The sequence below is a fragment of the Adhaeribacter arboris genome (assembly GCF_003023845.1).
Lineage (GTDB): Bacteria > Bacteroidota > Bacteroidia > Cytophagales > Hymenobacteraceae > Adhaeribacter > Adhaeribacter arboris.
Map to the genome: position 1 here is coordinate 3,732,935 of NZ_PYFT01000001.1, position 23,214 is coordinate 3,756,148.

The following is a 23,214-nucleotide window of genomic DNA, read 5'->3' on the forward strand; positions in this document are numbered from 1 at the left end:
CCAGCAGGTAGTAACTTATTAATTGGTAACAACTTTTAAACTTTCCAACCTTACAACTTTATAACCTTTCAACCTTCAAACCTTTCAACTTTCCAACCAACCTAAAACCTAACCGGAGTGGTGCTGGCTCCCCGGGACCAGCGCCGAAGTAAGAACGAAAAAATCAGGTAAAATAAGGCCCCGTACAAGGCATTTACGGCCGCAAAATTATAAACATAGTCGCCTTCTACTTCTTTGCCGTGGGCGTAATTTACGGCGTAAGCAAAACCAATAACGGCGCTAATAACCATAAACAACACCCAATGCCAAGCCTTCCGGAAAAACGCAATCGGTAGCCAATGATTAATGACGTAGTAAAAAATCAGCATCATGGCTAAGGCCGACAGCACCGTTACTAACCCGACCGTCGGGAAAATCTCGTTCCAGTAAACAGGCCGGGATTGCGGCGGCTGCGGCGCCGATAAAAATAATTGATAAATAAATTTAAAAAATCCGGGTAGCATATTTTTAGCTTATATAAAATCAACATTTAGAAAATCAGCAATAAATAATGTATTCTCAAAATAAAGAAAAACTTACTTCTCTTTTTTAGCCTGAATAGTAGCCGTAAAAATATTTTTATTACCTACCTCATAGGCTCGTTCCACACCCGCTACAATACCGGCTAATTGAAAGGTTTTGGCGCCTTCGTTGTTCATTTGGCTATCGTCGGTGGTGGTGCGGTTTTGCACCCAGGCTGGCCGCTGATTTTGTAAAATTAATTGCATCTCTATTTCGGGAGCAGCCATTTTGGTGAGCTTTACTTTAATGAAATGCGAGTACGGTTTTAAAGGATTGCTATTCTGGCCGGCAACTCCTTTCTGGCTTCTAAATTGAGCGGCCGTGTACAAACCGGTAATTTGAGCATCGGAGTTTTCGGCTTCTAATTTTAAGTTCTTTTTTAAATAAGCTTCGTTGGTATAGGAGGCGGGCAATTCCGTTAAATTTAAACCTACTACCATTTCGAGCGGTGTTTTCAGGTCGCTGACGATAATTTCGTGGCAGGCGTTATCCTTACTGTTGCAGTACCAGTTGCCCACGGGTAAATATTTATCCAGCACCGAATATGCCGGTGCCGGAAATTCAAAACCAATGTGTAGTTCGTCGGCAAACTTACCGGCCATTAACTGGCGGTTAAATACCTGTACTTGCTCCGGTTTACCTATCACCCACAAGTAATAAGGTACTTCGTTGGGGCAGCAATTAGGAATAGTTTTGCGGTTAGTTTTTACCGCCGGGTAAAAGGTGCCTTTAAAATCGGAAGTGGCGCTAAAAATAGAAACGGCCTGGCCTTGTTGCTGCGCTTTCGCAATTACCTGGTAAATATCGGTGGTAACAAAATTAACGGCCTGGCCATTAGCCGGCGCATAAATAAAATCCGAAATAAACACGTTAACCCCGTTTGGCGGACTGTAATTGGAAATAATAGAATCTAGCATTACCGGAATAGTGCTGCTGCTGGCCGTTGCTTCTAAACCGTAGCGCAAATGCTTCGATACCTGGTTATAATTGGCCGGGGTTATTTTTTCGCTTACTTCGTAGAATTGCTTCTTTCCTAGTTGATTATTTTGCTGCACGGTAGCCAGTAAAGCATCCAGGGTTTCCTGAAACTGGGTAATCTGTCCCCCGTTGCTCGCCGGCATAAAACCTTTCATGCTCCCCGATATTTCCAAAAACACATTCACTTGGCCCACCTTAGTGGCAGTTGCACCTGCGGCTTTGGGTTTAGTTGTTCCGGTTTCTTCAACAGTTTCATTTCCTGAGGTAGTAGTTTCTTTTTTAGCATCATCCCCACAGGCACTTAAACTTAGTAATACCAGAAAGACAAACGTCCGAATTAATTCTTTAAAAATTTGCCAGCTACTATTCGACGACATGGACTGAGTTTAAGATTATTGGATTACCGATAAAAATAAGGTACCTGTTTACGCACTAACGAATATAGGTGTTCTGATATTTTTTGAAGGCAACAGGAAAACAAAAAAAGAAAATTTGCTTTCTTCCTCTAATACAGTTAAAAGTTAGAACTACCCATAAGTAACGCTAAATGTAAAGGTTTTTACTTACTTCCTGCATATTTCCCTTCCTTCCAGGTTCTCCGACAACCCACCACTAAAGGTAACCTATATAACTGCTACCGATTAAATTCGTACGATGTATTGCCGGATAACAAGCGCCCTATTGCAAATAAATAACGGGTAACGGCAATTCAATTATTTTTAATTACTATTGTTTAATAAAAATACTCGGAACCGAAATTAAACTAGAAAAAACTATGAAACGATTATTGCTTTACTTCTTTGGCTTCATCATTCTGGCTTCTCAAACTTCGTGCGGCTACAACGAAATGGTAGCCAAAGATGAGAATGTGGCCGCAAAATGGGCCCAGGTACAAAACGCTTACCAGCGCCGCGCCGACTTAGTACCTAACCTGGTGAATACGGTAAAAGGCGCCGCTAATTTCGAGCAAAAAACCTTAACCGACGTTATTGAAGCGCGTTCCCGCGCCACGAGTATTCAGCTAAGTCCGGAGAACCTGACACCGGAAAATATTCAGAAATTTCAGGAAGCGCAAGGTCAATTAAGTGGTTCTTTGTCGCGGTTACTAGCTACCGTCGAGAGTTATCCTCAGCTAAAAGCCAACCAAAACTTTTTAGAGTTGCAGGCACAGCTAGAAGGCACCGAAAACCGAATCTCCGTGGAACGCATGAATTTTAACAACTCCGTGCAGGACTATAATACCTACATCCGGTCGTTTCCGCGCAACTTTTTTGCCGGCTGGTTTGGCTTCGAACGTAAAACACCTTTCGCCGCCGACCCTAACGCCCAACGCGCTCCTACGGTTACTTTTTAGGAGTTGAAAGGTTGGAAAGTTAAAAAGTTAGAAGGTTATAAAGTTGAAACTCATAGCTTAAAAGGTTTTAGTTGGCAGTAAATAAGGTATATACTGCCAACTTTTTCATCGATAAAAATGATTTAAACAGTAACTTTCTTCTCCAACTTTCCAACCTTCTAACTTTTTAACTTTCCAACTCACCATGAAAGATACCATTACGGCGGAAGACGAGGCTCGGATTGTGGCGGCCATTGCCGAAGCGGAAAAAAATACTTCCGGCGAAATCCGCGTACACATCGAAAATACGTGCCAAGGCAATGTGCTCGACCGGGCCACCCAGGTATTTGCACATTTGCACATGCATCAAACCAAATTGCGTAACGGGGTTTTGTTTTACGTAGCGCTTAAAAGTCGGCAGTTTGCGGTACTCGGCGATGCGGGTATTAACGCGCGGGTTCCTCCTAATTTCTGGCAGGAAATAACGGCTTTGGTTGTTCAGCATTTTAAGGAAGGGCGCTACGCCGAAGGGTTAAGTAAAGGCGTTTTAATGGCCGGCGAACAGCTAAAAGTTTATTTTCCTTATTCCGGCGATGCCACCGACACCAACGAATTACAAAATGATATTTCTTTCGGGAAAGATTGAATTAAAGTATCCGGTAGTAAGTAGCAGGAATCAGAATTAAAATTTTGGCTGAATTTTGCTCGCTACTAACTCTTGCTACTGGATACCTGCTACTTGATACCCATTATGAAAAAATACTTTTTTCTGTTTTTATATCTTTTTAGCTTCTACCTGGCCCAAAGTCAGGACAATGCCGGTATTCCGCCCCGGCCCAATCCACCGCGTTTGGTAAACGATTTGGCTGGCATTCTGAGCCCGGACGAAGTACAGGCGCTGGAGCAAAAACTAAATAACTACAACGATACTACCTCTACTCAGATTGCCGTAGTTACGGTTAAGTCTATTGGCCCCTACGAAGTGAATGACTTTTCTGTAAAATTGGCTCAAAGTTGGGGGATCGGCCAACAAGGCAAGAATAACGGCATTTTAATTCTGACTTCCTTAAACGATCGCAAAGTTTATATCACCACTGGCTATGGCATGGAAGCGCTATTACCCGATGCGCTGGCGAAACGTATTACCGAGTACACTCTAAAACCTAATTACAAAGCGGGCAATTATTACCAAGGCCTCGACGAAGCTACTAATTTAATTATCGATATTTTTAGCGGCCAGTATAAAGGCGATCCTCGCAGCAGCGGCGATGATAGCGGCTCTGGTTTACCGTTTTGGCTCATTATAGGCGTTTTAGCGATAATTATTATCATTAGTTTACGCCGACGGGGTGGCGGCGGTGGCCGGGGTGGTGGCATGCGTACTTTAGGGGGAGGTGGTTTCTTTCCACCGGTTATATTTGGTGATTTTTCTTCCGGACGTGGACCATTTGGCGGTGGCTTTGGGGGAGGTGGCGGCGGTGGTGGCGGATTCGGCGGTTTTGGCGGAGGTTCCTTCGGCGGCGGCGGAGCTGGCAGCGATTGGTAAAAATATAATTACCTCAACTGAATAGTCTAAAAAAAGAGAATCCCGTTACCTATTGCGATATTATTCAGAATACAATCTTTTCACTTAAAAGAAGAGAAGTAAAGGTGGTTGTTTCACTAGGAAATTTATTGATAAAAGGTAATGCCTTTTAAAACAAGTACCTCATTTTACCCATTAATTAAATGCCTACTATTTTAAAAACGTATGGATTGCGCTTTTTCTTTTTTAGCAACGAAACCACAGATTTGCCGCACATTCACGTAGAAAAAAACAATGCCTACGCTATGTATTATTTATCGCCCGTCGAGCATGCTACTTCTTATGCCTTTAACGCCAAAGATTTAAGCCAGATTCGGGCCTTAGTACAGCAGCACCAAACTTTATTTTTAACGAAGTGGAATGAATTTAACAGCCAATAAAAAAATTTTGGTTACTGCTAACCAGGTTTGGTTTACGGAAGATAAGCTGTACGTATTACTCAACGACGGCCGGGAATTGGGCATTCCACTGGAATGGTTTCCCAAGTTGAGCAGCTGCTCTGAGGCAGACCGCCAAAAATACCGGCTTATTGGCAACGGCATTGGCATTTGCTGGGAAGGCATTGACGAAGATTTATCGGTGCTAGCTTTGTTGTAAGCAACTGTAGCAAACCTTGAACTATCTCCTGCGGTTATTCTTAATTTTTGCGCTGGTATTTATCTGGTCGGCTATTCAGCCGAAAGATTATTTTACCTGGTTGCTCGAAGTATTCCCGGCTATTCTCGGCGTATTGGTGCTATTTTTCACGCGCAAAACTTTTCCGCTGACCCGGCTAACGTACTGGCTTATTTTACTGCATGGCTGCATTTTACTAGTAGGTGGCCATTATACCTACGCCGAGGTGCCGCTCTTTAACTGGCTAAAAGAAGTACTCCATCAAACCCGGAATAACTACGATAAAGTAGGCCATTTTGCGCAAAGTTTTGTACCCGCTCTAATTGCCCGCGAAATCCTGATTCGCAAGCAGGTTATTTACCGCCCCAATTGGTTACCGTTTCTAGTGCTTACTATTTGCGTTTTTATTAGTGTTTTGTACGAGTTCTTGGAATGGCTGGTAGCCGAGCTTTCCGGCGAGTCGGCAGATGCATTTTTAGGAGCGCAAGGTTATGTTTGGGATACCCAATCGGATATGCTTTTTGCCACGTTAGGCGCTATTCTAGCTTTCATAACTTTAAGTAAACTTCACGATAAACAGCTGACCAATTTCAAATAAAAGTAAAGAAGCTGCGGCAATTTAATGAAAACATGAGATGGGGGTACAGTTTAAAAATGAAAGCAATTTTACCTTAACATTATTTCTAGTAGGATTAGTAATAATCCCCTGCATAGCTCTTTAAGGTATTCTGGTTTTACTTTGACCAAATGGTACCGTTAAACCTAAAAACGGGATAGCGATAAAAGTATCTATATCGGAGCCAGCCGGAATAACTAAGCCGAAATCCAGCCCCACTCGTTTAATAATCCGACGCCCACCTAGTGTTATTAAGCCAATGGAACCATCGCCGGTACCAATCAAATAATTTTCGGTTAATAGATAACCCCGGTTGCCGGTCCGAAGCATACCATTTAACGTAAAAGTAGGAGCAGTAGCCCAATCGCCGGCAGCATAGCCGTACCCTAAACCCAAACTTATATTCTTATCGCGGGAGCCGAAAGTAGAAATGCCGTACACAATACCAAACCCCTCCGAGTCTTCTCCCAATACCGAACCTACCAATGCTCCGGCTCCCACGTTAAACTTATCTTTAACTACCGGAAAAGAAACTTTTGGCAATAACCAAACTGGGGTTGAGGTACCAAACAAAAACAACGGCACGGTACCTGCTCCAATCGAAATATTATTCGTAATGCCCACGCTTATCTGGTTCACAAAAACCAACACGTTCTGATAATAACCTTCGCCTCGTTTTAATCCGTAGCCATTCGGCGCGAATAAATAACGCGTACTTTGCGGATTTTCGAACCAGTAATTTCCATTTTTCAACTTCGCTGCGGTTATAACGGTCAGGCTTTTAATATCCGGCCGTGGAATTCGGATAACACCAAGTTTAGCGGTTTTTAACTGAATAGATCCGGTATCTTCCGCTACTATATTACCGATATACTCATTCCCGTCGCTTGTTTCTACCCGGTAAATCGCGGTAGTATCGGGAGTTGTTTGCGCCAAAGCCTGGTTGGCAGTAATTCCCAAGAGCAGCAACCAAAAGCTAATGAATACTATTTTTAAATGGCGCCTCATAAATACTTTACTATTTAAAAACTTACGGAAATTAGCAGAAAAGAAACCGTTAAAGGCTAAAATGCTTCACCCAATGGTATGGGTAAACATCTGGCAATTAAAAAGTAGTATTAATATATCAAACTATTTATAATTTATAATCAAAACTAACCAAGACTTTAGCGTTATAACAAAAGTTGCAGACAGCAAAGCTTCTATCTTTATTTTAGCAAAGTTTTCAATCCTTTATTCTCATAAAATAATCATCGTTCCGGCCTTCAATAAACCAAATCAGAGAAATATAAAAATGGCATTTTTGTCAACCACTACGCCGGATTAGCGTTTTATAAGTACGTTTTCGATGTATCATTATTAAGATAACTTAGCTTTGAACAGAAGAGAAGAAGAGCCATATCAGCCAGGAAGACAGGAATACCGCAACGATAGTAATCGGCGGGACGACAGTAATTACCGGGGAGCTTACCGGTTTGAGGACCATCGTACTGCCCACGACGATTACCAGCCCTACCCGGATAACGCCAATAATAATCGCAGCCGCGGCCAAAATTACGCCGATGAACGTGAAAACCGCAGTCGGGCCGATCAGCATAATACCAGAGGTCACTCAAACAATTATGGTAACATGGGCAGTTACGGCGGTGCCCAAGGCTGGCAAGAAGAGCACGGCCGTGGTCAGGCTCCTAATCGCCAACTATATGGTGCTTACCGCGACCAAAATAGCTACTCCAGCAATGAGGGCCCTAACCGCAATAACTACCACGATCAGCAACACCGCGGCAACTGGCGCGATTACCAAGATGACCAGAACCGTCGCCGGGAAGACGATAGCCGTTATGAAATTTATGATTCGGGTCAAAGTCAGTATAACCGGGGCAATTACGGCAAGCCTAGCGGCGGCTCCGTTAGCCAGCATCCTAACCAACGTACGCACATCGACGATCCGCGGGAGAACTTATGGCTCCCGGCAACGGCCCCGATACCGCCAGGGCTCTGGAAACGACCAGGAACATAATGTCGGCAACGAAATGGATTATACCAATGTGGCGGGTTCTTTAAGCAATGGTTACGATGGTTACCGTGGTCCCGCCGAACCACTATTACGGCACTACGATCCTATGAGTGGACGAACTCGGGAACAAGATAATTCTCGCCGGAATCGGCCAAACGAAAGAGGCTTTAATCGATAAAATTTAAAAAATAGACATAAAAGAAGGCTACCCGACGGTGGCCTTCTTTGTTAGGTTTAAGGGTTCTTTTTGCAAAAGCTGCAAGCCCAATAGTAATGTTTGGTGCACAGCAAAAGCAAATACATTATTGATCGAACCGGAAACCAGCTCCGAAAGAAAACAATAAAAGTTCTTCGCGCGAATGCTGTAACAACATCGAGAAAGCAAAGCGCTCTGCTATTGGTGCCACGTAAAAGCCCCATCCATACCCGTCGTGCCAGTTACCAGCACTTTTGCCCTGGTACCACACCCGGCCCCGATCAAAAAAAACAATTCCGCCGTACTTGAAAGGCAAAAAGGCATTCTCAACCTCGCCCAAGTGAAAACGTAATTCGGTGTTCAGGTAAAGGCTGGCATCGCCGGCAAAGCGGTTGATAACGTAGCCCCGCAAATTAGGGCGCATTCCTAAAGTAGTGTACTTATAGTAAGGCAAATTCTGTCCGTAGTTCCTGCCGCCGCCCAGCCGTAAAGCTAGTGTAACCGGTAAAACCACCTTGCCCGTGCCGTAATAATCTATAAAACCTTCCGTTAAGCCAAAGGCTTTACCGTTGTTTTGGGTGGGTTTATACGTGTTATGGCGCACAAAAAGGCGCAGGCCTCGTTCGGTAAAAACCAGTTTATCGCGTAAATCCAGCACAAAATCAGAATTAAAACCAATTAATTGCTGCTGAGTAGTATTTATCAATGGGAACCCTGCTTCGGGCTTATCTAAAAAAGAATTATCCCGGTAATTAGTAGTAAGTCTTTCAAATAAAGGTCCAATCCTAAAGTAACTTTTTTGAAAAAACTGGCGCTGCAGAAATACCGCCGACATAATACCGCCGTAACGCGCTTTGTAGAATTTATCGTCGTAAAGTTCTTCGTTTTTCCGGGTATCGTTGCCTAAGCCAAAGAAATCGTAAGTCCGGAAATAATAGCCTAAATCAAGGTAAGCGCCTAAATCCCACTGTTTCCAAACGTGGCGCCATAGTGTATTAGTGGTTAGTTGCCGGTTGCCAAACTGAGTAGCCCGGACGTTAAAAGCGTAAATGGCGCTAAAATCTTTTTTCCGGAAGTGCTGCTGTTTATACGTAATCCCGAAGGCCAGCCCTACCCCATCGCTCTGGTTGTAAATAATGCTACCATTCGGACTAAAAGTATTATATGCAAAAGAAGTAGGACTATAAAAATTTACGTCCGGAGCATTGGAAGTTAAGTTGCGGGCTTCCGGCCCTAAGTCTAGTTTCGTATTGGTACTATCATACACCAGGGTATATCGCCGGTAATTTTTAACCGCCGATACATCGCGGATACTATCCTGACCGTTGCCGCCAATAATCCGGACCCGGATACTGGCATCGGCCTGGCCGCTAACATCTACTACATCTTCCCCATCTAAGCCGTATAAGCGAATTTCTTTAGTTTCGTTCCGGAAGAAAGTCCGATCGAAGAAGGAAGTACCCTGCGGTAAGTTTGTTTCTTTATCTTTTTAAAAATTTGTACCCGCACCTGGGCTTCGGGCAGGCGCTCTACCTTAAAGTACTCATTTTTATTGGAACCCACTATATCTACGTATTGAGCCAGCTGTTCGTAATACTCCTGCAACACAAGGGGTAAACGTGTTCGGCGTGCTTTTAAGGTAGCGCTTATTTCCTTTCCTTCCTGAGCGGCAATTTCGGGGGGAAGTTCGGCAATGGCTTTATCGATAACCGCATCAGTAAAGGTTTGCTGAAGATATTGCGCCAGGTTAATCCAATCTTGGCGATTAAGGGAGATGAGTAGAAAACGATCGAGGTAACGAGCCGGCCAGGTAAGACTCCGCAGACCGCTTAATTCCTTGTCAAAGTTTTGAATATTGGGTAAAGCCCATTTTCGGTCTGCTAACCAGGGAATGATTCCGTCCCAGCGGGAAAAAGCATGATCGCGGTCCCGCGGAATAGGCCGGTATACAGTTTGCGAATCCGTTTGAAAGCCCGCCCATCGCCAATTATCCGGTTGACGGCCCCAATCGCCGATGAAAATATCAAAAGCCCGGGCTTTGCCATAGCCTAGGGCATCTATCCGGTTATTATTGTCCTGGTACAGTGCCTGGTATAAATTAAAACTATTTTTCACGTTGGTCGATCCGGCAAAACCAGGCTGCTCGCTCCGGGCATCTCCTGGTCGCTCTTCCAGCAGGCCAAACATTTCCTGGTAATTTTTGCGGAATGGCCCTAAGGCCCGGTCGTCGGCGAGGACAAATAATTTAGGCTGCGCATGTAAGATGTCCGTGGAGTCTAGCAAGCTGCTTACTACTAAGGCCCCGTAGGGCTGCTCGGTAGGAGTAATCTGGCGCAGCACGTCCGTCACAATGGTATTACGCAGTTCGATAGGGATAGTACCAATGGGATCTTTATCCACCGACCGGAAAACAAACTGCCGGCCATCAGCCGCTTTTAATCGCAGCGAAGTAGTTTGTCCGCCTCCTGTTTTTTCCGGACGGAGTTTTTCTTTGGTTCGGCTCAAATACAGCAAGGGCACCTGCACGGGTTGGGTCCAGCTTTTGCGGTATAAATGCCCAAAAAATTTAACTTTCAATCCTCTGGCAGCGTACTGCGGACCGGCAATTAAGGTTGCTTTATTACCATTGGTCGTTACTTCTTCGGTGGTTACCGGCTCCGGAACTTCGGGTTTTACGCATGGCCCTACCTGCTTATTTACCGGAATATTTTTAACCGGAGCAGGATCGCAGGCCGATTGAAAAAGGGTTTGTTCGGCTACGGCTACGGTTGTACCTGGTTTGGCAAATTGGTAAAAAGTAGTGGTTACTTTCCCGTTTTTGTAAATTGTTAGTTTCACGTAACCATTTATGGCTTGGTTAAAAAGACTTGCCGGGTTTTTAGCCACAAACCTTTTTTGAGAAAAGCTACCGGAAACAATATGATAATTACTATCGAGCGTATTTAGTTGGAGCGAATAATCGTGAGCAGCGGCATAAATAAGCTGATCGTGTATTTGAAAAACCCGGTTTAAGTTGGTAATAAAATTCTGATAACCGGGATTCGACATGTCGCGCGGCACACCTACATTTTGCCGGTAAGAGGCGTACAAACTGCCTAAACCAGGCAAGGGCAACCAATTAAGAACTTTAAACCGGGTGTCGGAAAAAGGGAATAAATGTTTTTTCAGCGACATGTGTCCGCCGTAGTAGCCGTTAGATAATATGGGGTGGTGCCCTACAATTAAAATTTGTCGACCATTCGCGTTTTCAATGGCGTCTTCTAATGCTTCCAGAAATTCGGAATCCGATAATACGCCACAATCAGTATCCGGCTCGGCGGGTTTCCGGTAAGGGTGCATCCACCATTGGGAGTTAATGGCGATCAAACGTAAATTACTGCCTATGTCCTTTACCTCTGGTCCGGGACATCCCCTCCCGGGGAAGAGTACCTGGGCGCGGGTCTGGTGGGTTTTAATGTAATTTTCCAGCCGTCGTACATCGTCCAAGCCTTCTTTACCGGAGTTATCCCAATCTTTGTCGCCGGGCACCAAGTAAAGGTTTCCCCGGGTTTTGGTTAGTTGCAGCAACTGGTCTATTTTCCGGTTAGCGCCCAGGTTCACTCTTTTACCCATTCCCCGGTTAGCGGCAATATCGCCTAAATGCACGATGGTAAACGGGTGGTGCTCTGCTTGCAAAGCTTGTTGAAAAGCCCGTAAATGGTTAGGAGCAATGATAGTGGTAGCGGTATTGCCCAACAAGTACACCACTTGCGCAATAGAATCGGGTGCCTGAGCCATTACCTGCCGGGAAATTCCCCAACTGAGTAATCCTAACAGGAGTATTTTTTTCAGCATATTATATTTTGCGGGTGGCTTAGAGGGTAGCTAACTAATATTTTCGTTATTTAGGAAATCAGCAATCGTCTAAATTTTGGTTGCTTTCATACTTTTTAGCTCCAGTAAATCTTTGTCTCCCGTTAATAAGTAATCTGCTTTACCGTCTACGGCAAGTGAAAGTAAAAAATTATCTTTACTGTCGCGGCATTCTTCTACGCTGGAAGTAATGGTAATTAATTCAGCATGGATACCAAGAACTTCGATTAATAGCTGAACATCCTTTTGTTTAAAGAACTTCTTAAATTTGGGACGTTGCGTAACTTGCAGGAATTCATCTACAAGCTCCTGACTAAATAATAATTGCACTTTTTCCGTAGCAATTAAATTATCGATGTTATTAAAACTCTTGGTAATGAGAAAGCTAATCCAAAGATTGGTATCTATGATAATCCTCTTTGGCTTATTGACCATAACGCTTGCTTCGAACTACTTCTACTTCTTTGGTTATTTCTTCTAAGCTGGGAGCCTGGTTAGATTTATTTCTTGATTTTTCAAGAACTTCCGTAAAGCTATTCTTCTTTTCATTGTCGATAGCAATAAGATTTAAGTCAGCCAAGTTTTTTAAAATTCGTAAAGCTTTAGGGTTTAATATTTCTACTCTTAATCTTTCCATAATCTAAATATACGAAATAGTGGTGTAGCTCCGATACGTCTCTTACAAGTACACGTAACGTATGAATTAAAAAAACACGGCTTTAAGCCAGTAACTTACCGTAATCCGCATTCTGCTTACTGTTATGGCTGGCAATTTTATTTTAAAGCAAACCCAGATGTTAGCATTTTCGTGTATATCTGCTCGGAATCTACTTCCATTCTATACGGAATTTGCATACCTAATAGATACACAATACCTTTATAGCATGAGCGAACGAAGCAAAAAATTATTTCTCCTGGATGCCATGGCCTTGATTTTTCGGGCCCATTTCGCGTTTAGTAAAAACCCGCGCATTAATTCTAAAGGCATGAACACCGGGGCCGCCCTGGGCTTTACCAATACTTTATTCGAAGTCTTGTCGAAAGAAAAACCGACGCACATTGGGGTAGCCATTGACGGACCAACCAAAACCTTTCGGCACGATAATTTTGTGGAATACAAGGCCAACCGGCAAGCCATGCCCGAGGATATTGGGATAGCTATTCCGTACGTAAAAAAAATAATCGAAGCCTTTAATATACCCTTGTTATTAATTCCCGGTTACGAAGCCGACGATGTAATTGGCACGCTTTCCTGCAAAGCCGAAAAAGCCGACTTCGACGTGTACATGATGAGTCCGGATAAAGATTTCTGCCAATTGGTAACCGACCACGTGTATTTATACAAACCGGCTTTTTTAGGCAATGGCGTGGATATTTTGGACGTAAAAAAAGTTTGCGAGCGCTGGGAAATCAGCAATGTAAAACAAGTAATTGATATTTTAGGTTTGCAGGGCGATGCGGTCGATAACATACCCGGAATTCCGGGCATTGGCGAAAAAACCGCCAAATCACTCATCCAAAAATACGGTTCCGTCGAGAATCTTATCGCCAACGCCGACGAATTAAAAGGCAAACAACGCGAAAACATCCTTCAGTACGCCGAACAAGGTTTACTTTCGAAAGAACTCGCTACCATTCATTTAGATGTACCCATCGACTTCGACGAGAGCCTTTTTGAATACCGCGGGCCGGATGTGGAAAAACTGCGGGCTTTGTTCGATGAGTTAGAATTCCGGCAATTAGCAACGCGGATTTTAGGTACTCCTTCTCCTACGGCTGCTAAGGCTCCTGCGGCTAAAGCCACTTTGGTAAAAGGTAAAAAATCGGACCAGCAGTCGTCGCTTTTTGAGGAAATGGACGAATTATTTACGGGTAATGGCACCGATACAATCGAGGAAGTAAAACCACCAACCGCCCGGAAGAATATTACCAGCACCTTGCACGAGTACCACTTAATTAACACGCCGGAACTGCGCGCCAGCCTGGTTTCTTACCTGGAAAAACAAAAAGAATTCTCGTTCGATACCGAGACCAACAGCATTGATGCGATTACGGCTAAATTAATTGGTATGTCGTTCTGCTACCTTCCCGGCGAGGCGTATTACGTACCGGTGCCATTAGATAACGAAACCGAAAAGCAAGCTATTCTAAACCAATTCCGGGGCGTGCTGGAAAACGAGAAAATTAGCAAAATCGGCCAAAACATTAAGTACGATATCCTGGTAATGAAGAGCCACGGTGTTGCCGTAAAAGGCCAATTATTCGATACTATGCTCGCGCATTATTTACTGGAACCGGATATGCGCCACAACATGGATTTGCTCGCCGAAACGTATCTGCATTATACGCCTATTTCTATTACCGAGCTCATTGGCAAAAGAGGCAAAAAGCAGATGAACATGAGCGACCTAAGTCCGGAAGAAATTTACGAGTACGCCTGCGAAGATGCCGATATTACCTTGCAACTAAAGAATTATTTTGCTCCGCTTTTAGAAAAAAACAAAGTCCGCAAATTATTCGACGAAGTAGAAAATCCCCTTATTCCGGTTTTAGCTACTATTGAGTACGAAGGCATTTCCATTGATGGCAACGCCATGGCGGAATCGTCGAAAGAACTGGCCGGTTATATTGCTGACCTGGAAAAGCAAATTTACGCTATTGCCGGCACTACTTTTAACATTGGCTCCCCCAAACAACTCGGCGAAATTTTATTTGAAAAATTAAATTTAACCGGCGATAAAACGAAAAAAACCAAAACCGGCCAGCACGCTACCGGCGAAGAAATATTATCGAAATTGGCCGGACAACACGAAATTGCGCAGTTAATTCTAGACCACCGGCAGCTCACCAAATTAAAGTCCACGTACATCGATGCCTTGCCCCAGTTAATTTGTGCCCGCGATGGCCGCGTGCATACTTCGTTTAATCAGGCCGTAGCCGCTACGGGCCGCTTGAGTTCCACTAACCCGAACCTGCAGAATATTCCTATCCGGACGGAAAAAGGCCGGGAAATCCGGAAAGCGTTTGTACCCCGCGATAGCAGCCATGCACTGGTGTCCGCGGATTATTCGCAAATTGAACTACGCATTATGGCCGATTTTAGCGGCGACGCCACCATGAAAGAAGCCTTCCAGAAAGGTTTAGATATTCACGCTTCTACCGCGGCTAAGGTGTACCACGTAGGTTTAAACGAAGTGGACCCGGAAATGCGCCGCAAAGCCAAGACCATTAATTTCGGAATTATCTACGGTATTTCGGCCTTTGGTTTAGCCGAACGTTTGCGTATTCCGCGCCGCGAAGCGGTAGAAATTATTGATGCTTACTGGCAGGAATTTCCGGCGGTAAAACAATACATGGACAGCGCCATTAACAGCGCCCGGGAAAAAGAATACGCCGAAACCAAACTGGGTCGCCGCCGCTATTTGCGGGATATTAACTCTCGCAACGCCAATATCCGGGGTTACGCCGAGCGAAATGCCATAAATGCTCCTATCCAGGGCACCGCTGCGGACATTATCAAAATTGCCATGATTAACATTCATAACTGGATAGAAGCCGAAAAACTACAAACCCGCATGGTGCTGCAAGTACACGACGAATTGGTTTTTGATGCGCCCAAAGAGGAACTAGAAATTATACGGCCTAAGATTGAAGAATTAATGAAAAATGCTCTGGCGTTGAGTGTTCCTATGGAAGTAGGTATGGGAGTAGGTGATAACTGGTTAGCGGCTCACTAGATTTAACCTTATCTTTATTTGAATATGGCAAGATGTAAATTAAGAAAGCTTCTAATTATTTGCTAGTGGAGCCTTTTCCAGTCTCCAGGCTGCGGTGCTGATGCGATTTGACAAGTACCCTGTTTACCTCGTGGCCGGCGGGCCTCGTTTGGCTCTTCCGGCTGGTCTAAGCTTCTTTTGTTCGTCCCTCACAATGCCTCGTACCTCGGCACCAGAACCTGAGAAGGCCCTCCATATCCAAACTGATGTCGTTTATTCTTAGCTAACTGATTCTTAAGATTTAAAATAATTGAATTTATAAATACTTCATTCTCATTTTCTGAGAGTAGCACAACAGTTCACAAGTAATTTAGAAACACTAGTTCATTCTTCCAACTTCTTCCTTTTCTCAGCAATGCACAATAGTTTAAATCAAAAAAGCAGACCATCTGGTCTGCTTTTCTTTTATTATGTCTTTTCGTTTTACTTACGCTACATCGCAAATTTTAACACCTTGGTTCAGGGAAGCAATGACATCGGTTCGTTTGGGAATAAATTCCTGGGCTACAAAACCTTTAAACCCAATATCGACAATGGCTTTCATAATGGCCGGGTAATTTAACTCCTGCGTTTCATCTATTTCGTTGCGGCCGGGTACGCCGCCGGTGTGGTAATGCGAAATATATTCGTGGTGCTTTTTAATGGTGGCGATTACGTCGCCTTCCATAATCTGCATGTGGTAAATATCGTAAAGCAGTTTAAAGCGGTCAGAACCTACCAGTTTGCACAATCCTACGCCCCACTCGGTATGGTCGCACATATAATCTTTGTGGTTTACCTTGCTGTTGAGCAATTCCATTACTACGGTTACCTTGTACTTTTCGGCGGTAGGCATCAAACGTTTTAAACCAACGGCACAATTTTTCATTCCTTCTTCATCCGACATTCCCCGGCGGTTACCCGAGAAACAGATAATTTGGTTGTAACCCGCCGCGGCTACTTTCGGAATAACTTCTTCATAGCTTTTTACCAGTTCGTCGTGCAGTTTAAGGTCGTTAAAGCCTTGTTCAATACCTTTACCGGCACCATTGGGTAAAGCACAGGTTAAACCGTGTTTCTTGAGAGTGGGCCAATCATCAGGGCCTAGCAACTCAATCGATTTAAGCCCTATTTTTTTAGCTTCCTGGCAGAATTGGTCGAGCGGCACTTTGTCGTAGCACCATTTACACACCGAGTGGTTGATTTTACCTTTTAATTCGTTTCCCATAGCTTGTTCGGCCGCAGCCACCCGGGCAGCTAACGTAGAGCCAACTGTTACGAATGCGGCACTACCAGCAATTTTTTTTAACGCTGCGCGCCGAGAAGATGCTTTTTTCATACTAGTAACAATAATATTTAGGAGTGAAATTCTTTACCGGCGAAAATACCAGACGGATTTGCCGATACGCAATGTAGAAAATACTTTGCTTAAAACTCCTATACTTATTTAGATATTTATTATTGGTTCCGGTAACAGATAAAACACAAGCGCTACCCTTAGGTTCATCCAAAAAATCTAAAACAGTTTTAGGTAAGCAACTATAAACAAACTATTTATAATTGCTTACTTAGAGCATGTTTCCGTTAGCGGACAGAATAAATTTAGAGTTTTATTTCGACTAATAGTCTGAATTATAGAAGTTAATAAAACAAACAACGAACAACTATTCGCCCACCATTACTTAATAGAACTGTTAATCTACTGTAACTCTTCCGTCATCCTTTTAATTGTATTCGGTAGGTTCAGTAACTACTTAAAATACATTTCGCCAAAGTTGATTAAATAGTATAATTCCTTTATATTACTCAGCAATCATTCCTAGCTAATTATGGCCTTAACGCAAACCCATCCTGTAACCGACGCTCCGGAGTTAAAACCTGTTTCTGCGGCACAAACTTCTCCTAACCGGTTAGTATCCATTGATATTTTACGCGCCCTAACCATGGTGCTCATGATATTTGTCAATGACCTTTGGTCGTTGACAAATATTCTGGCCTGGTTAGAACACGTTCCTCGCGGAGTAGATGGAATGGGATTGGCTGATACTATTTTCCCCGCTTTTTTATTTATTGTAGGAATGTCGCTGCCCTTAGCAATCGCTAACCGGAAATCTAAAGGCGATACTAATTCTACTTTGGTTTGGCACATTATAGCCCGTACCATAGGATTGCTGGTTATGGGTTTATTTTTGGTAAACGGAGAATATATTAATGCCGGTGCAACGGGCATGCCCCGCGTAGTGTGGTACACTCTTTCCTGTATTTCTTTTATTCTTATCTGGAACATTTATCCTGCCGCAATTAAAACTCAAATGGCTAGAATTTTACAAGCTGCCGGAGTAGCGATATTGTTAGTACTGGCATTTTTGTACCGAGGCGGAGAAGATGCGGAAGCCACTAACCGTTTCTCTATTTATTGGTGGGGCATTTTGGGGTTAATTGGCTGGTCGTACTTCACCAGTGCACTTATTACTTTATTTGCCGGTAAAAGAACGGCGATAATTGTGGCTGCCTGGGTTGTATTTTGCGGATTAAGTATGGTGGCCGCTGCTAAATTAATGCCGGAGAGTAGCTTACTGCAACTTCTGCCTAGTCCTATTCTGGGTGGTACTCTGGTTGCGTTAACGCTGGGTGGCGTACTAACCACTTTGCTCTTTCAGTACCTGCAAAAACAAAATTCTCCGGGTAAAATAACCCTGGCTTTTTTAGCTATTGCTTTAGGTTTAATTTTGCTCGGGTTTTACACCCGCACTTTCTGGATTATTGCTAAATTAGGGGCTACTCCGCCTTGGTTATTTATTTGTAGCGCTTTAACTATTCTTACTTTTTTAGCCATTTACTGGATAGCCGATGTTCGCGGCAAAGCCCGCTGGTTTGGGTTTATTAAGCCCGCCGGTACCGACACGTTATTGTGCTACTTAATGCCCTACTTTGCTTATGCCGGAGTACAGTTTTTAAATATTCATTGGCCCACCTTTATGCTTACCGGAGGAGTTGGCCTTTTAAAATCTTTCGGGTTTGCTTTGTTATGCGTTTGGGTAGCCGGCTTACTCAGTCGTAAAGGTATCCGGTTGAAACTTTAGCTACTACTTTTTTAATTTTGGCCGGTTGTTCACCCCGGCCTTGCCTTCGTGTGTCTATATTTTAGTATCCATACTGCTGCTTAACCTGTTTTCTATCCTATTTTTCTAAAACAAATTATTAAGCATGAAAAACTACGCTTGTAGCCTGCTATTTCTTTGGTTAAGTTTATTTATAATGCAAACTCCGGCCCTGGCTCAACAAAAATTAGATACGTTGCTGGTTGTCCGGGGATTTTGTATCGGCGCTCCTAAACCCCAAGGCGTAGATGCATTTGTTACTTTTATCAACGAAGAACTGGCTCCCCGCAAAGTAAATACGCTTATTCTACGAGTGGATTTTAATTATCAATACGAAAGCCATCCGGAATTGCGCGATACGGTTGCTTTATCCAAAGCCGACGTGAAAAAGCTGGTAAATGCCTGCAAAACCAATAACATCCGGATTATTCCTCAAATTAATTTACTGGGCCATCAATCCTGGGCCAATAATACCTATAATTTATTGCGGGTGTACCCTACTTTCGACGAAACGCCCCACGTAAAAATGCCGGTTAAATACGAATGGCCGAACCCGGATAATTTATATTGTAAAAGCTACTGTCCGCTGCACCCGGGAGTACACCCGGTGGTATTTGCCTTGGTTGACGAGATTACGGAAGTTTTTGAAACGGATGCTTTTCACGCCGGCATGGATGAGGTTTTTTACCTTGGCGATGATAAATGCCCGCGTTGCTCCGGGCGCGACAAAGCCGAACTTTTTGCCGGAGAAGTGCAGAAAATCCTCGACCACCTGGCGCAAAATAAAAAAGAATTATGGATTTGGGGCGACCGCTTACTAGACGGCAAAACGACGGGCATGGGCATTTGGGAAGCTAGTTTTAACAACACGCACCGGGCAATTGATTTGATTCCGAAAGACGTAGTAATTTGCGACTGGCACTACGAACGCCCCGACCAAACCGCTGTTTATTTTGCCATGAAAGGTTTGCGGGTAATTACCTGCCCCTGGCGGCAGCCCAATGTAGCTTTGGCCCAGGTAGATGACATGCTAAAATTCCGGGCAGCGGCCACTAGAGAAATGAAAGACCGCTACCAGGGTATGATGCAAACCGTTTGGTCAGGAGCCGAGGCATTTCTGGATGGTTTTTACGGCCGCAAAATAGATACCGAAGCCGGCGAAAATACGCCTTGGAATACCTTTCGGACGATGTATGCTAAAATTATTGACTTAAATGCACCCACTAAAAAAGAACGAAAAGCGAAAAAGAAAAAGCAGGTTAGTTAGTAGGGTTACTATTATTCATTCCTCCTAAGTACCTAAACATTAGCTTAATCTTGTCCGAATACACATTAACCTAGGAACAAAGTAAGTAAAGGTTTCAAGAAATGATATTATAGCTAGGCAAAGGTATTTTCCTCCCCCTACCCCCTCCAAAGGGGGACTTTTCACTAATAGTTCTTTTCTTAACCTATTTTATTCACAGTGTACTCATTTTTGATTATTGGAGATTATCGTTTAAAATATAGGGGCCACCGGTTTCGCCCCAACCCCACTTCGGCATTGGGGCATCATAATCCATTGGATTCTCGGTTAGATGAGAATTAATTACGGCAAGGCGAGTTCCCCATTCTATATAACCCACAAACGCAGAACGAAATTCAGGATCACTTTTTAGACCAACTTCATCTGCCGATTGCAATAAAAGCTGGACCCAACGTTGCCGCTTTTGTTCGGTCAACATTTTGCCAATATGGTGTCCGATCATGGCGGCGTGGCTTCCACCGTCTTCAACGGTATAAAGTTTATCGCCGCCAAAAACTTCAGCTACAAAATGGGAAACGTGTTTTACATGCTCCGAAGACATATTTTTAAACACTTCCCCCAATAAGTTATCTTTCAAAACTTTGTCGTAGAATGTGGTAAACAAAGTTTCAAAGGTTTGAATATCGCCTGCCCATTCGTATAAAGTTGGTATATTCTGCATTTTTTCTGTTTATAAGAATTGGTAAAATGACGCACAACTATTTTATAGGCGAAGTGTAATTGCTTTTTATATTATGAATGGTCTGCAATAACCCCTCGGTATAGGTATCACTTCCCAATTGCCAGAACATAATGCCGCCCAACTTTTTATCCAGCACATATTTTGTTTTAAGTTCCATGGAGCGTTTATCATCGTAAGTAAAAAACAGCTTTTTGGCAGGGTTATATAAGTAAGGCGCTTTGGCAGTCTCATCCCAAAAAGATACATATCCACTATCGGCTGGTAATTGAGTGGCAAGATCTTTAAAGTCTACGGCGCCTTTAAACTTACCGGGTTGAGAAAGGCCATTATTTACATTTTCTACGTTTTGGAACATTCTTCCGTAAAAAGCAGCTCCTACTATTAGCTGTTCCCGGGGTATACCTAAGTTAATCAGATAATTTACCGCAAAGTCTGTGGAGCTTTCCTGATTGGGGGTAGAATACAAACCTGTATGGTGGCCGGTAACCTTAGAATAGCCATTTATCAGGTCGTAGGTCATCAGGTTTACGTAATCTACCTGGCGCATTACTTTCTTCCATTCAACGGCCTTATCCAGAAATTCCTTAAAACCACCTGCCGCAAAGCTCAACTCATAATTAGAGCCCAGTTTTCTTAGGGTTTTTACCAGCTTGGTAAAATTCTGTTTATCGGCTGGGGTATATTTATGACCCGGGAAGCCTTCTACTGCCGGATATTCCCAATCCAAATCTAACCCATCGGTACCAAAATATTGGTGGAGTTCTTTAATAGATTGGGCAAATTCTTTTCTTCCTTTTTTAGTAGAAAAAACACTAGAGCAGGTTTCGCAACCGCCCCAACCACCTAAGGATACAATTACTTTTAACTGCGGATTTTTCTTTTTTAAGGATACCATTTTTTGAATAGTAGCGGTATCCTGAGCGCTTCTCACTTTAAAGCGGTTGCCTTCTAAGTGGCCAAAGCAAAAAATAATATGCGTCATTTGGTTAACATCATAATTATCTAACTCGGCCGGGCTACCCGCATAATAAGCCAGTACCCGCATGTTATTGGTTGACTGTCCAAAACCAACACTAGTGATTAGGCACAGCATCAGTACAGGTAAAAGCTTTCTTGTAGCAATATTCTTCATCCTATTTTAATAAGTACTTAAATAAATATAATTCCCCATTCAGGGGAGAGAAAACAAAGATATTTTTAATGTCTAAACCGGACAAAGCATTCAATTCCTCAATTTGGCCTACCCAATTTAAAAACTTTTATAATAAGCTTGCTATAATGCATTTGATAACTCAGCAGGGTTGGTATTTGGGAGAGCCTGGTAGAACACAAAAGTACCTTTGTCATCTTTTTCTGGCTGAACTTCTTTCTCCTTTGTGCCTTGTTTCACCTTTATGGTTTTCCAATCGGTGGGCACGTAGGTTTTTAAGGTAAGCGGCAAGTCATACAGATTCTTATCCAGGGAGTGCGTTAAATTAACAATAATAACGTTTTCTTTTTGCTGGCCTTGTACTTTGGCGTTCATTCGTTGCCGCATGTACTTGGTAACATCGGCAAAAGTAGCTACCCATAGTTTATCTTCCCGGGCTTTCATGTACCTGAAATATTCGTCGAGTAAGGTGGCGGGCAAGGCTTCCCAACCAATACCCTCTACCCCGTGGATTACCAGCACCAGCCAATTATTATCGTGCGCGGCGACGGTATCTACCCAGGATTTCATTAAAGGCAAAGGCGTTTTAGTAGTAGCGCCCCGTTGCCATTGCACATACTCTTTTTTAAAATTACCCGGCTGTTCATCGCTGCTGCGGTTTATTTCGGCTAAGAAGGGTTCGGGCATGCGGTTTCTTAAAGCGGGATATATTTTTTTAGCGTATTCCACTACCCGTTCGTTTTCGGTTCCGTAAGGTCCTTCGGCGGAAAATGTATATTTAGGGCCCAGTTGTTTTAAAATATCTTCCTTACTCTTTTCCAGTTCATATAACAGATTAGGCTCATCTAAAGCGGCCAAACGCGGGTGCGTAACCGTATGACTGGCAAACTCATGGCCTTGGGCGGCATAACTCCGGATTTTATCCCAGGTAACTCCCCGGGCTTCAGCTACTTCTTTATTAGCGAGGTAACCGGGTTTAAAGGCACCTGCTCTTACTTTTTTATAAACTTCATCCATTACCTTATAAGCTTCTTCTGGTTTACCGGCATCTACCAGGGCGCCCGCCTGGGTATGATAATCGATAGTTCCCTGGTAGCCTAAAAAGCCAACGGCCGAGGCTCTTTCGAAAAAGTTTTCTTTGTTAGTAGGCTGCGTAGCCGTTTCGGCGATTATTTCTTTTACCGACCGGCCAATAAATCGGCCCTGGTACTGAGAACCTGGTATTTGCCCGGTAATAATAAAAAAGGTAGCCGGAAAACCCAGTTGGTTCATTATCGGTAAAGCTTTGGCAAACTGGTTGGTAGAGCCATCGTCGTAGGTAAGCGAAACCGCGGCTTTTTTGCCGTATTGCCACTTGGTAATTTCGGTTTTCCCTATAATTTCTTCCTTACGGTTACAGGCAATAACTATCGAAACAATAACTGTTAATAAAACAAATCTTTTCAGCATATTCAGAATGAATGGTGA

At 43.5% G+C, this 23,214-nt stretch carries 22 protein-coding genes; 11 read left to right on the forward strand and 11 right to left on the reverse strand.

All coding sequences use genetic code 11. From position 1 onward, the window contains the following. Positions 1-101: 101 nt before the first annotated feature. The gene (locus tag AHMF7605_RS15505) at positions 102-503 is read right to left on the reverse strand and encodes a hypothetical protein (RefSeq protein ID WP_106930824.1); all 402 of its coding nucleotides are present in this window, start codon (positions 501-503) and stop codon (positions 102-104) included. A 72-nt stretch (positions 504-575) separates the two neighbouring features. Next, positions 576-1,916 (reverse strand): hypothetical protein, encoded by a 1,341-nt coding sequence (locus AHMF7605_RS15510; protein ID WP_106930826.1) that lies wholly within the window; start codon positions 1,914-1,916, stop codon positions 576-578. A 398-nt stretch (positions 1,917-2,314) separates the two neighbouring features. Here AHMF7605_RS15510 and AHMF7605_RS15515 point away from each other — a divergent pair, with 398 nt between their 5' ends. The 6 genes from AHMF7605_RS15515 to AHMF7605_RS15540 all read left to right on the forward strand — a co-directional run bounded on the left by AHMF7605_RS15515 (position 2,315) and on the right by AHMF7605_RS15540 (position 5,670). Next, positions 2,315-2,893 (forward strand): LemA family protein, encoded by a 579-nt coding sequence (locus AHMF7605_RS15515; protein WP_106930828.1) that lies wholly within the window; start codon positions 2,315-2,317, stop codon positions 2,891-2,893. A 184-nt stretch (positions 2,894-3,077) separates the two neighbouring features. Then, complete coding sequence (locus AHMF7605_RS15520) at positions 3,078-3,518, forward strand: TPM domain-containing protein (RefSeq protein ID WP_106930830.1); 441 nt, start codon at positions 3,078-3,080, stop codon at positions 3,516-3,518. A gap of 105 nt (positions 3,519-3,623) precedes the next feature. After that, entirely contained in the window at positions 3,624-4,418 is a 795-nt protein-coding gene (locus tag AHMF7605_RS30810; protein WP_106933496.1) for a TPM domain-containing protein, read from the forward strand. Positions 4,419-4,600: 182 nt separating this feature from the next. After that, on the forward strand, positions 4,601-4,837 hold the full coding sequence (locus AHMF7605_RS15530) for a DUF4160 domain-containing protein (protein WP_106930831.1): 237 nt from the start codon (positions 4,601-4,603) through the stop codon (positions 4,835-4,837). Continuing rightward, the gene (locus AHMF7605_RS15535; RefSeq protein WP_106930833.1) at positions 4,818-5,054 is read left to right on the forward strand and encodes a DUF2442 domain-containing protein; all 237 of its coding nucleotides are present in this window, start codon (positions 4,818-4,820) and stop codon (positions 5,052-5,054) included. Before AHMF7605_RS15530 ends, AHMF7605_RS15535 begins: the two co-directional genes overlap by 20 nt. Before the next feature lie 16 nt (positions 5,055-5,070). Continuing rightward, on the forward strand, positions 5,071-5,670 hold the full coding sequence (locus AHMF7605_RS15540) for a DUF2238 domain-containing protein (RefSeq protein ID WP_199200246.1): 600 nt from the start codon (positions 5,071-5,073) through the stop codon (positions 5,668-5,670). A 120-nt stretch (positions 5,671-5,790) separates the two neighbouring features. Here the strand turns inward: AHMF7605_RS15540 and AHMF7605_RS15545 are convergent, their stop codons facing one another. Further along, complete coding sequence (locus AHMF7605_RS15545; RefSeq protein WP_199200247.1) at positions 5,791-6,696, reverse strand: hypothetical protein; 906 nt, start codon at positions 6,694-6,696, stop codon at positions 5,791-5,793. A gap of 367 nt (positions 6,697-7,063) precedes the next feature. Here AHMF7605_RS15545 and AHMF7605_RS15550 point away from each other — a divergent pair, with 367 nt between their 5' ends. Beyond that, positions 7,064-7,708, forward strand: a complete 645-nt coding sequence (locus tag AHMF7605_RS15550) for a hypothetical protein (RefSeq protein ID WP_106930835.1) — start codon at positions 7,064-7,066, stop codon at positions 7,706-7,708. Positions 7,709-7,721: 13 nt separating this feature from the next. Continuing rightward, a complete protein-coding gene (locus tag AHMF7605_RS29755; RefSeq protein ID WP_158267518.1) occupies positions 7,722-7,883 on the forward strand; it encodes a hypothetical protein in 162 nt (53 codons plus the stop codon). A gap of 124 nt (positions 7,884-8,007) precedes the next feature. On the opposite strand, the gene AHMF7605_RS15555 is transcribed toward AHMF7605_RS29755, so the two are convergent. From AHMF7605_RS15555 to AHMF7605_RS15570, 4 genes are all read right to left on the reverse strand, one after another. After that, positions 8,008-9,168 (reverse strand): BamA/TamA family outer membrane protein, encoded by a 1,161-nt coding sequence (locus AHMF7605_RS15555; protein WP_106930837.1) that lies wholly within the window; start codon positions 9,166-9,168, stop codon positions 8,008-8,010. 128 nt (positions 9,169-9,296) lie between these two features. Then, complete coding sequence (locus tag AHMF7605_RS15560; RefSeq protein WP_106930839.1) at positions 9,297-11,735, reverse strand: metallophosphoesterase family protein; 2,439 nt, start codon at positions 11,733-11,735, stop codon at positions 9,297-9,299. 69 nt (positions 11,736-11,804) lie between these two features. Next, positions 11,805-12,188 carry a putative toxin-antitoxin system toxin component, PIN family gene (locus AHMF7605_RS15565; RefSeq protein WP_106930841.1) on the reverse strand — a complete coding sequence of 128 codons (384 nt, stop codon included), beginning with the start codon at positions 12,186-12,188 and terminating at the stop codon, positions 11,805-11,807. Continuing rightward, positions 12,178-12,390 (reverse strand): hypothetical protein, encoded by a 213-nt coding sequence (locus AHMF7605_RS15570; RefSeq protein WP_106930843.1) that lies wholly within the window; start codon positions 12,388-12,390, stop codon positions 12,178-12,180. Before AHMF7605_RS15570 ends, AHMF7605_RS15565 begins: the two co-directional genes overlap by 11 nt. A gap of 247 nt (positions 12,391-12,637) precedes the next feature. Here AHMF7605_RS15570 and polA point away from each other — a divergent pair, with 247 nt between their 5' ends. Further along, complete coding sequence (polA, locus tag AHMF7605_RS15575; protein WP_106930845.1) at positions 12,638-15,490, forward strand: DNA polymerase I; 2,853 nt, start codon at positions 12,638-12,640, stop codon at positions 15,488-15,490. Positions 15,491-15,956: 466 nt separating this feature from the next. On the opposite strand, the gene AHMF7605_RS15580 is transcribed toward polA, so the two are convergent. After that, positions 15,957-16,847: a hydroxypyruvate isomerase family protein gene (locus tag AHMF7605_RS15580; protein WP_106930847.1), complete on the reverse strand. Its 891-nt coding sequence runs from the start codon at positions 16,845-16,847 to the stop codon at positions 15,957-15,959. Between the two features lie 490 nt (positions 16,848-17,337). Here AHMF7605_RS15580 and AHMF7605_RS15585 point away from each other — a divergent pair, with 490 nt between their 5' ends. Both AHMF7605_RS15585 and AHMF7605_RS15590 read left to right on the forward strand, forming a co-directional pair. Then, positions 17,338-18,591 (forward strand): heparan-alpha-glucosaminide N-acetyltransferase domain-containing protein, encoded by a 1,254-nt coding sequence (locus AHMF7605_RS15585; RefSeq protein WP_106930849.1) that lies wholly within the window; start codon positions 17,338-17,340, stop codon positions 18,589-18,591. Positions 18,592-18,715: 124 nt separating this feature from the next. Next, positions 18,716-19,876 carry a family 20 glycosylhydrolase gene (locus tag AHMF7605_RS15590; RefSeq protein WP_106930851.1) on the forward strand — a complete coding sequence of 387 codons (1,161 nt, stop codon included), beginning with the start codon at positions 18,716-18,718 and terminating at the stop codon, positions 19,874-19,876. Between the two features lie 214 nt (positions 19,877-20,090). On the opposite strand, the gene AHMF7605_RS15595 is transcribed toward AHMF7605_RS15590, so the two are convergent. The 3 genes from AHMF7605_RS15595 to AHMF7605_RS15605 form a co-directional block, all read right to left on the reverse strand. Then, complete coding sequence (locus AHMF7605_RS15595) at positions 20,091-20,576, reverse strand: group II truncated hemoglobin (protein ID WP_106930853.1); 486 nt, start codon at positions 20,574-20,576, stop codon at positions 20,091-20,093. 37 nt (positions 20,577-20,613) lie between these two features. Then, a complete protein-coding gene (locus tag AHMF7605_RS15600; RefSeq protein ID WP_199200248.1) occupies positions 20,614-21,690 on the reverse strand; it encodes a glycoside hydrolase family 18 protein in 1,077 nt (358 codons plus the stop codon). A 180-nt stretch (positions 21,691-21,870) separates the two neighbouring features. Next, positions 21,871-23,196: a polysaccharide deacetylase family protein gene (locus AHMF7605_RS15605; protein WP_106930857.1), complete on the reverse strand. Its 1,326-nt coding sequence runs from the start codon at positions 23,194-23,196 to the stop codon at positions 21,871-21,873. Between the last annotated feature and the right edge of the window lie 18 nt (positions 23,197-23,214).

Bases quoted from the DNA above. Each gene is read 5' to 3' on its own strand.
- AHMF7605_RS15505 (WP_106930824.1), bottom strand. From the start codon at position 503: ATGCTACCCGGATTTTTTAAATTTATTTATCAATTATTTTTATCGGCG.
- AHMF7605_RS15510 (WP_106930826.1), bottom strand. From the start codon at position 1,916: ATGTCGTCGAATAGTAGCTGGCAAATTTTTAAAGAATTAATTCGGACG.
- AHMF7605_RS15515 (WP_106930828.1), top strand. From the start codon at position 2,315: ATGAAACGATTATTGCTTTACTTCTTTGGCTTCATCATTCTGGCTTCT.
- AHMF7605_RS15520 (WP_106930830.1), top strand. From the start codon at position 3,078: ATGAAAGATACCATTACGGCGGAAGACGAGGCTCGGATTGTGGCGGCC.
- AHMF7605_RS30810 (WP_106933496.1), top strand. From the start codon at position 3,624: ATGAAAAAATACTTTTTTCTGTTTTTATATCTTTTTAGCTTCTACCTG.
- AHMF7605_RS15530 (WP_106930831.1), top strand. From the start codon at position 4,601: ATGCCTACTATTTTAAAAACGTATGGATTGCGCTTTTTCTTTTTTAGC.
- AHMF7605_RS15535 (WP_106930833.1), top strand. From the start codon at position 4,818: ATGAATTTAACAGCCAATAAAAAAATTTTGGTTACTGCTAACCAGGTT.
- AHMF7605_RS15545 (WP_199200247.1), bottom strand. From the start codon at position 6,696: ATGAGGCGCCATTTAAAAATAGTATTCATTAGCTTTTGGTTGCTGCTC.
- AHMF7605_RS29755 (WP_158267518.1), top strand. From the start codon at position 7,722: ATGGATTATACCAATGTGGCGGGTTCTTTAAGCAATGGTTACGATGGT.
- AHMF7605_RS15560 (WP_106930839.1), bottom strand. From the start codon at position 11,735: ATGCTGAAAAAAATACTCCTGTTAGGATTACTCAGTTGGGGAATTTCC.
- AHMF7605_RS15565 (WP_106930841.1), bottom strand. From the start codon at position 12,188: ATGGTCAATAAGCCAAAGAGGATTATCATAGATACCAATCTTTGGATT.
- AHMF7605_RS15570 (WP_106930843.1), bottom strand. From the start codon at position 12,390: ATGGAAAGATTAAGAGTAGAAATATTAAACCCTAAAGCTTTACGAATT.
- polA (WP_106930845.1), top strand. From the start codon at position 12,638: ATGAGCGAACGAAGCAAAAAATTATTTCTCCTGGATGCCATGGCCTTG.
- AHMF7605_RS15580 (WP_106930847.1), bottom strand. From the start codon at position 16,847: ATGAAAAAAGCATCTTCTCGGCGCGCAGCGTTAAAAAAAATTGCTGGT.
- AHMF7605_RS15585 (WP_106930849.1), top strand. From the start codon at position 17,338: ATGGCCTTAACGCAAACCCATCCTGTAACCGACGCTCCGGAGTTAAAA.
- AHMF7605_RS15590 (WP_106930851.1), top strand. From the start codon at position 18,716: ATGAAAAACTACGCTTGTAGCCTGCTATTTCTTTGGTTAAGTTTATTT.
- AHMF7605_RS15595 (WP_106930853.1), bottom strand. From the start codon at position 20,576: ATGCAGAATATACCAACTTTATACGAATGGGCAGGCGATATTCAAACC.
- AHMF7605_RS15600 (WP_199200248.1), bottom strand. From the start codon at position 21,690: ATGCTGTGCCTAATCACTAGTGTTGGTTTTGGACAGTCAACCAATAAC.
- AHMF7605_RS15605 (WP_106930857.1), bottom strand. From the start codon at position 23,196: ATGCTGAAAAGATTTGTTTTATTAACAGTTATTGTTTCGATAGTTATT.